We start from the raw sequence: 3079 nt of genomic DNA on the forward strand, positions 1-3079 counted from the left end.
TAAACCTCACGGAATCGACGTTTATGCCGGCTGCATCTACAGCTTCGGGGTTTGCGCCCGTCGAGCGAATCACCAACCCTGTTTTGGTTTTAAATAAAAGCCAATACATCATAAAGATAAGCGCAATAGACAGGTAGGTTAAGACGTTTTGCCGAAATAAAATTTCACCGATTACCGGAATGCTGCTCAGTAAGGGTATGTTGAGTCTTGCCAATGGCTCCACGGTCAAGGGAAGAAGCGGAACTCCAAACAACACCCTGTAGAAGTAAAGCGCCAACCCGGCAGCCAAAATGTTTATGGCCGTTCCTGTAACGATCTGATGCTGCTTGAGATAGACAGTGATGTAACCGTAGCACGATCCAACCAGCGTCCCTGTCGCTATGGCAGCGATGAGGCCAATCAAGTGGCTTCCAGTGAAATAAGTGCCGACAAATCCTGCCCATGCGCCCAGAAGAAAAATGCCCTCGATGGCGATGTTCATGACTCCAGTCCTTTCGACCAGTACCTCAGCCAAGGCACCAATGATAAGCGGCGTGCTCATTTGGATAGACCTTGCAAGCAGTCCTTCTATGATCATAGGATTTTCACCTTGCTTTCTTCCTGAAGACGCTTCTTTTCGAGTACGGTCATGATATGTTGGCGTATAAAATAGGAAATTATTACCGAAAGCATTACACATCCCTCCATGATGCCCAAAAAGCTCGACGAGATATTGGACACCTGAACGGCCAGGGCCCCTCCAACCTTGAGAGCGCCAAAAAGAAGCGCTGACAGCACGATCCCAAGGGGATGGGCGTTGCCAAGGATCGCTATTCCTATGCCCTCTGTCCCAATCATGGGGTTAAATCCTTGAACAAGCATGTGTTGGATGCCATTTACTTCCGTGAAGCCCGCCAATCCGGCAAAGGCGCCGCTTATAAAAAACACGGAGACAAATATCTTTCTTTCGTCTATGCCTGCAAAGCGTGCCGCGTCCCTGTTCATCCCAACGGCCCTTATCTTAAATCCCAAGGCCGTCTTCCAGAGGATAAAGTAGGCCGCAGCAGCGACCAGCAAGGCCAGAATGAGTCCTGCATGCATGCGTGTATGAGGTATGATCAGCGGTATCCATGCGCTTTGAGCTATGACGTCTGTCTGGGGATACTCTCCCTTGGCTTCGATCAGCGGGCCGCGAATTAAGAAGTTCATAATGGCTATTGCCACATACGTGGACATCAGGCTGATCAAAAATTCGTTGGCGTTGAAACGAGCCTTTGCGAAACCGATCAATGATCCCCACAATCCTCCGATGATCAGGCTCGACAGCAGACATATCGATAAAAGCAGCACTTTAGGCAGGAAGCTAAAATAAAGCGAACAACTCACTGATGCCAGGCAACCCATGTAGAACTGCCCTTGAGCCCCAATGTTAAAAAGTGAAGCACGATACGCAAAGCCGAAGGCCAGTCCCGTAAATATCAATGGCACTGCCTTTGCGAATATGTCGGCTATGTTGTATATGTCCCTGAAGGCAAAAAGAAGTATATCCCTGTAAACGACTAAGGGGTTTTGACCCAAAAACAGCATCATTAACCCACTCAAAAACAGCCCCACAATGACCGAATAAAGGGGAAACAAGGTTAGCAAGATATGTCTGTCGCTTCTCATTGTCTAGCAGTCACTCCCATCATGAGCAGGCCTATTTCGTCCATATCTATGTCTTGTCGGTCAATCGTCTTGAGTATTCGCCCGCGGTATATGACACTTATTCTGTCCGAGAGCGAAAGTATCTCCGACAGCTCGGTCGAAATCAATAGGACTCCCCTTCCCTCGTTTCGCGCCTTTAAAAGGATCTGATGCACATATTCGGTAGAACCTATGTCAAGGCCCCTGGTAGGCTGTACGGCTATGAGCAGGAACCTTGCGACGGCAATCTCGCGTGCTATAACCACCTTTTGCTGATTGCCTCCAGAAAGATATCGCACGGGCGTGTCAGGGGTAGGCGTCTTTATTGCGTAGCTTTCTATGACTTGCGTGGCGTATTGCCTAATGGAACCTTCCTGCAAAATTCCCTTTCGGGAAAAAGGAGAAAGGTCGAAACCCTTCAGCACCAAGTTTTCCTCCACGGACATGTCCAGAACCAAGCCTTCCTTATGTCTGTCAGCGGGTATATACCCGACGCCAAGATCGATTATATTGCGAGTCTTGCATTTTGTTAACGGCGTGCCGTTCAAAAATATATTACCTTCGCTTACAGGTCGCAGGCCATACAAAGCTTCGGTCAGCTCGTCCTGTCCATTTCCGCTTACTCCAGCTATGCCGTGAATTTCGCCGGCAAAGATCTCCAGGTTAAGCGCGTCCACAGCCAAATGGCCCAGGTTTCCCCTGACCTTAAGGTTTTCTATGCAAAGAATAGGTTCTTTCTTGCCTGAGGTGTTGTTTTCCGCTTTCAATTTAATTTCGCCCAGCTCATGTCCGACCATCATCCGGGCAAGTTCCTGTTCTGTGGCCTTTTCCCGCGGTATTTCACCTACCACGCGCCCGCTCCTGAGCACGACGATGCGATCCGCAATCTCCAAGACCTCGTTCAGTTTATGGGAGATGAAGATTACGGAATTTCCCGCCTTCCTGAAATCGCGGATGAAGTTAAAGAGCATCTCTGTGCTTTGCGGCGTCAATACGGCGGTCGGCTCGTCCATGATTAATACGTTGGCACCCCTATAAAGTGCCTTTAATATTTCAACCCTTTGCTGCATTTCCACGGGAAGCTGATTGACCGTAGCAAAGGGATCAACTTCAAGCCCGTATGTATCTCCAAGCTTTTTTATCTCTTTTGCCGTCTCTTCTATGGAAAAGCTCCCCCTGGGGTCAGTGATCGCTCCAAGGATCACATTTTCAACCACGGAATGAACCGGCACGAGCGTAAAGTGCTGATGGATCATGCCGATGCCCAGTTTCATCACGTCCCTAGGAGACTCTATATTGACAATTCTTCCGTTTACCCGAATTTGCCCCTCATCAGGCCTGTACATGCCGTATAGGATCCTCATCAAGGTAGACTTGCCAGCGCCGTTTTCTCCTAAAAGCGCAAGCACTTCAC

Annotated in this window: 3 protein-coding genes; all 3 read right to left on the reverse strand. The window is 48.9% G+C overall.

Annotation, left to right across the window (positions count from 1 at the left end; genetic code table 11):
• Positions 1-577 (reverse strand): ABC transporter permease (locus tag Q7P41_RS07280; RefSeq protein ID WP_303883178.1); only part of this gene is annotated, 577 nt, incomplete at its 3' end.
• Positions 574-1647 (reverse strand): ABC transporter permease, encoded by a 1074-nt coding sequence (locus tag Q7P41_RS07285; RefSeq protein ID WP_303883179.1) that lies wholly within the window; start codon positions 1645-1647, stop codon positions 574-576. The genes Q7P41_RS07285 and Q7P41_RS07280, both read right to left, overlap by 4 nt.
• Positions 1644-3079, reverse strand: a 1436-nt coding sequence (locus Q7P41_RS07290; protein WP_303883180.1) for an ABC transporter ATP-binding protein, incomplete at its 5' end; no start/stop codon positions are given. The genes Q7P41_RS07290 and Q7P41_RS07285, both read right to left, overlap by 4 nt.

It is taken from the genome of Acetomicrobium mobile, from assembly GCF_937920065.1.

Excerpts from the sequence above, each read along its gene's own strand:
- Q7P41_RS07285 (WP_303883179.1), bottom strand. The coding sequence starts at position 1,647 with ATGAGAAGCGACAGACATATCTTGCTAACCTTGTTTCCCCTTTATTCG.